Source organism: Actinotalea sp. C106, from assembly GCF_023630195.1.
Classification (GTDB): Bacteria; Actinomycetota; Actinomycetes; order Actinomycetales; family Cellulomonadaceae; genus Actinotalea.
The window spans coordinates 1-4,872 of sequence record NZ_JALPKN010000239.1; the positions used below are offsets into that span (position 1 = coordinate 1).

Sequence of the window (4,872 nt, forward strand, 5' to 3'; positions counted from 1 at the left end):
GTCGGACCCCGTCGCCGGGGGCGACCCCGCGGCCCTGCGTACCCAGCTCCTCGCGCGTCCGGGCGTCGGACCGTGGACCGCTGCCTACGTCGCGATGCGCGTGCTCGGCGACCCGGACGCGTGGCTCCTGGGTGACGTCGCCCTCCTCGCGGGGGCGCAGGCCGTCGGCGCCGTCCCGGGCGACCTGCCCAGGGCAGCCGGGCATCGATCCCTCGCCGAGCGCGCCCTCGCGTGGTCCCCGTGGCGCTCCTACGCGGCGATGCACCTGTGGCAGGCGGCTCCCTGACAGGCCGCGTGCGGTCGCGCCACCTAGGCTGGTGACCTTCGTCGAGGAGGACGCACATGGCACAGCAGCAGGAGCCCATGCCCGGGTGGTACCGCGAGCTCGGGGGGACCGGCCTGGTCGTCTCGGCCGTGACCGCGGGGACCAGCGCCGTCGGCCGCGGCACCGCGACGGGGGAGGACCCGGACAGCGGCCCGCGCGACGTCGCGACGATCCGCGCCGTGCTGGACAGCCCCATCACCACGATCGACACCTCGAACGGGTACGCCGACGGCTGGAGCGAGCGGCGCATCGGCGAGGCCCTGCGGGCCGCGGGCGGCCTGGGCCCGGGCCAGCTCGTGATCAGCAAGGTCGACCCGCGGGGCCGGGACTTCTCGGGGGACCGGGTGCGGGCCTCCCTCGAGGAGAGCCTCGAGCGGCTGAGCCTGGACCGCCTGCCCCTGGTGCACCTGCACGACCCGGACCACTTCGAGTTCGGCGAGGTCACCGGCAAGGGAGGGGCCCTCGAGGCCCTGCTGGCCATGCGCGAGGAGGGCACCATCGAGTCCCTGGGCCTCGCGGGGGGCCGGGTCGCGGAGATCACGCGCTACCTCGAGCTCGGCGTCTTCGACGCGCTGCTGGTCCACAACCGCTGGACGCTCGTCGACCGCAGCGCCGGTGCCCTGGTGGCTGCGGCTGCCGAGCGCGGCATGGGCATCATGAACGCCGCGGTCTACGGCGGTGGGCTTCTCGCCGGGGCCCCGGGTGAGCGCAGCACCTACGCCTACCGCCCCGCCCCCGAGGCCCTGCTCCGGGCGATCGAGGCCATGCGTGAGGTGTGCATCGCCCACGACACCGACCTCGCGACGGCGGCCCTGCAGTTCTCGGTCCGCGACGAGCGGGTCCACACCACCGTGGTCGGGATGAGCCGCCCCGAGCGGGTCGAGGTCACGGTCGAGGCCGCGACCAGCCAGCTGCCCGAGGCCCTGTGGCCCGAGCTCGAGGCCCTCGTTCCGCCCGAGGAGCTGTGGATCGAGTCACGGCTGGGGTGAGGGCGTGTCCAGCCTGTCGTGATCAGGCCAGCACCCGTTCCCGCAGCCACCGCAGCTGACGGTCGAGGTGGAACCCCTCGCCGCCCTCGTGGTGGTTGTAGGGGTAGACGGCCATCTCCCGCTCGGGCCCGGTCTCGCCCGCCTCCCGGGCGAGGTCGCCGTAGTGGTTGTACGCGGCGAAGACCGTCGACGGCGGGCAGACCGTGTCCCGCAAGCCTGTCGCGACCAACACGTCCGCCCGCGCCCTGCGCACCAGGTGCATGCCGTCCACGTAGGCCACGGTGCGCAGGGCCTGCTCCTCGGCCTCGCGGTGGACCGCGAGGTGCTGGACGAGCTCGGCGTAGGGCGCGGCGTCGGTGATCGCGAGGGCCCGACGCACGTGGCACAGGAAGGGGGCGCTCGCCATGGCAGCCGTGAGGTCAGGGACCAGACCCGCGACGGCGAGGGCCAAGCCGCCGCCCTGGCTGTTGCCCACCACGCTCACCCGCGCAGGGTCCACCCCTGGCAGGGCCCGTACCGCGTCCACGGCTCGCACGGCATCGGTGATGAGACGGCGGTAGTAGTACATCTCGGGGTCGTGCACGTCCCGGGCGAGGAAGCCCGGCGCGCTGGGCGAGGCGCCCACCGGGTCCGGGGTCGCGCCTCCCGACCCGTACTGGCCTCCCTGGCCCCGGGTGTCCATCAGCAGGTGCGCGTAGCCCGCGGTCGCCCAGGTCAGGCGCTCCTGCGGGAAGCCGCGCCCCCGCCCGTAGCCCAGGTACTCGACCACGGCCGGCAGGACGACGTCGTCGGTGCCGGCCGGCCGGGAGAACCACGCCTTGATCGGGTGGCCCGCGTCCCCCGCGAAGGTCACGTCCCAGGTCTCGACCCCGGTCAAGGCCGTGTCGACCCGCACGGCGGAGAGGAGAACGGCCCGCGTGCGGGCCGCGTCGAGGTGCCGGGCCCAGAAGGCGTCGAGGTCGGCGGGCTCCTCGACCGCCGGGCGATACTGCTCGAGCTGGTCGAGGGGCAGGTCGAAGAGGGCCATCATGCTCCGTCGCGTGAGGGGGAGAGGTGGATGCGGGGCGTCAGCCGACCGGTGGGGTCGTGCTCTCGCCGTGAGCAGGCGGGGCTGTGCTCTTGCCTCGAGCCGGCGGGGCTGTGCTCTCGCGCACGACGAGCTCGGTGGCGAGGTCGATCCGCAGGTTGGAGGGCTGCTCGCCCTCGGCGAGGCTCAGCACGATGCGGGTGGCGGTGCTGGCCATCTCGAGCAAGGGCTGGCGCACGGTGGTGAGCGCGGGTCCGATCCACTCGGTCACGGGCAGGTCGTCGTAGCCGACCACCGAGAGGTCCTCGGGGACGTGCAGCCCGAGCTCGCGGGCGGCACGGAGCACGCCGAGCGCCTGGAAGTCGCTGCCCGCGAAGATCGCTGTGGGGCGGTTGGGCCGGGAGAGCAGCTCGCGGCCGTGCTGGTACCCGCCCTCGACGAAGAAGTTGCCGTAGCGGACCAGGTCGGGGTCGTAGGGCACCCCGGCCTCGTCGAAGGCGCTCCGGTACCCGTCGATGCGCGCGCGGCTGCACATCACGTCCGAGGGTCCGGAGATGATCGCGACCCGGCGGTGCCCGAGCCCCAGCAGGTGCCTGGTCGCGACGAGCCCGCCGTTCCAGTTGGCCGAGCCGACGGTCGGCACCCCCGCGGGCGGCTCCCCGGCGGTGTCCACGACGACGAAGGGGATCGACCGGGTCTCGAGCTGGCGGCGCTGCTCCTCGCCCAGGTCGGACAGGACCAGGATCACCCCCAGCGGGCGGCGTGCGAGGACGTCGTCGAGCCACTCCTGGCGGGGTCGGTGCTCGCCGCCCAGCTCGGACAGGACCACGCCGACCCGCGCCGGCCCGGCGACGGCCTCGACGCCGCGGATGATCTCCACGGCCCAGGGGGCGCCGTACTCGTGGAACACGAGCTCGACGAGCCGTGGGGCCGAGCGACGCTTCCCCTTGGCCTCGCGGCGCTGGTAGCCGTGGCGCGCGATGCTCTCCTCGACCAGGGCCCTGGTCGACGGGGCGACGTCGGGGCGGCCGTTCAGGACCTTGGAGACGGTGGGCACGGAGACGCCCACCTCGGCGGCGATGCCGGCGATGGTCGTCCGGGTGGCTGCGGGCATGCACGGTCCTCGTTCGAAGGGCGACGACATCGCGACGTGCGGGTGAACGCCTCGAAACTACGTCGAAAGTTCTGTCGATCACGGTAGCAGCGCGATCGGCCTCGCGGCGAGAACTTGCCGTAGATGCGGACAATTGGCGTGACCTGGCTCACCACCAGGGCCGGGCAAGCGGCATCCAAGGGGTTGACGCGGGTCATCGGGCGGCTTACCGTCGGTCGAAGTTGTCGACACAGATGTCGATAGTTGCGACACAACGATGTGGCGGAGGACTGCGATGACCGCTCGACCCCCCTCGCACCCGGGGCAGGACCCGTCACGGTCCCTCGCCGACCGGGTCGAGTACCTGGTGTCCGCGATGACCCTCGAGGAAAAGCTCGCCCAGCTGGTGGGTCTCTGGGTCGGTGCCGACGCGGAGGGCGGCGACGTCGCCCCGCACCAGGGCGACATGACCGGCCAGGTCCCGGCGTGGGACGAGGTCATCCGGCACGGGCTCGGTCAGCTGACCCGCCCCTTCGGCACCGCGCCTGTCGACCCGGTGCGGGGCGCGGCGTCCCTCGCCCGCTCCCAGGCGCAGATCGCCGCAGCCAGCCGTTTCGGCATCCCCGCCCAGGTCCACGACGAGTGCCTCGCGGGCTTCGCCGCCTGGCAGGCCACGGCCTACCCCGTGCCTCTCTCCTGGGGGGCGTCGTTCTCCCCTGACCTGGTCGAGCAGATGGCCGGCCAGATCGGGGAGTCGATGCGCTCGGTGGGTGTGCACCAGGGCCTGGCCCCCGTGCTCGACGTGACCCGCGACTACCGGTGGGGCCGCACCGAGGAGACCATCGGCGAGGACCCCCACCTGGTCGGGGCGATCGGCGCGGCCTACGTCCGTGGCCTGGAGGGGGCCGGGGTCGTCGCCACCCTCAAGCACTTCGCGGGCTACTCGGCGTCCCGCGCCGGCCGCAACCTCGCCCCCGTCCCGATGGGCCCGCGCGAGATGGCCGACGTGATCCTGCCGCCCTTCGAGGCAGCCCTGCGTTGGGGCGGAGCCCGCTCGGTCATGCACTCCTACGCCGACGTCGACGGGGTCCCGGCGGCGGCCGACGAGAGCCTCCTGACCACCCTGCTCCGCGAGGAGTGGGGCTTCACCGGCACGGTGGTCGCCGACTACTACGGCGTCGCCTTCCTGCACACGCTGCACGCGGTGGCCGCGGACCTCGAGCAGGCGGCGCACCTGGCGCTGCGGGCTGGTGTGGACGTCGAGCTGCCCAGCGTGCACGCCTTCGGCGGGTTCCTGCGGGCGGGGGTCGAGGAGGGGCGCGTCCCCCTCGAGCTCGTCGACCGCGCCCTGCGGCGGGTCCTGACCCAGAAGGGCGAGCTCGGCCTGCTCGACGCCGACTGGGAGCCCGAGCCCGACGGCGCCGCGCAGGCCCGCTTC

Annotated in this window: 4 protein-coding genes and 1 pseudogene; 3 read left to right on the plus strand and 2 right to left on the minus strand. The window is 73.9% G+C overall.

The annotated features are described in order from the left end of the window. Window positions 1-286: pseudogene (locus L0B03_RS13880) on the plus strand (DNA-3-methyladenine glycosylase); the annotation flags it as partial. A 56-nt stretch (window positions 287-342) separates the two neighbouring features. Beyond that, on the plus strand, window positions 343-1,314 hold the full coding sequence (locus L0B03_RS13885) for an aldo/keto reductase (RefSeq protein WP_250446774.1): 972 nt from the start codon (window positions 343-345) through the stop codon (window positions 1,312-1,314). Between the two features lie 22 nt (window positions 1,315-1,336). On the opposite strand, the gene L0B03_RS13890 is transcribed toward L0B03_RS13885, so the two are convergent. Both L0B03_RS13890 and L0B03_RS13895 read right to left on the minus strand, forming a co-directional pair. Further along, on the minus strand, window positions 1,337-2,341 hold the full coding sequence (locus L0B03_RS13890; protein WP_250446776.1) for an acetylxylan esterase: 1,005 nt from the start codon (window positions 2,339-2,341) through the stop codon (window positions 1,337-1,339). A 40-nt stretch (window positions 2,342-2,381) separates the two neighbouring features. Then, complete coding sequence (locus L0B03_RS13895) at window positions 2,382-3,455, minus strand: LacI family DNA-binding transcriptional regulator (RefSeq protein ID WP_250446777.1); 1,074 nt, start codon at window positions 3,453-3,455, stop codon at window positions 2,382-2,384. A gap of 274 nt (window positions 3,456-3,729) precedes the next feature. Between L0B03_RS13895 and L0B03_RS13900 the strand changes: the two genes are divergently transcribed. Further along, a partial coding sequence (locus tag L0B03_RS13900) for a glycoside hydrolase family 3 protein (protein WP_284501827.1) occupies window positions 3,730-4,872 on the plus strand: 1,143 nt, incomplete at its 3' end.

Excerpts from the sequence above, each read along its gene's own strand:
- L0B03_RS13895 (WP_250446777.1), bottom strand. The coding sequence starts at position 3,455 with ATGCCCGCAGCCACCCGGACGACCATCGCCGGCATCGCCGCCGAGGTG.
- L0B03_RS13885 (WP_250446774.1), top strand. The coding sequence starts at position 343 with ATGGCACAGCAGCAGGAGCCCATGCCCGGGTGGTACCGCGAGCTCGGG.
- L0B03_RS13890 (WP_250446776.1), bottom strand. The coding sequence starts at position 2,341 with ATGGCCCTCTTCGACCTGCCCCTCGACCAGCTCGAGCAGTATCGCCCG.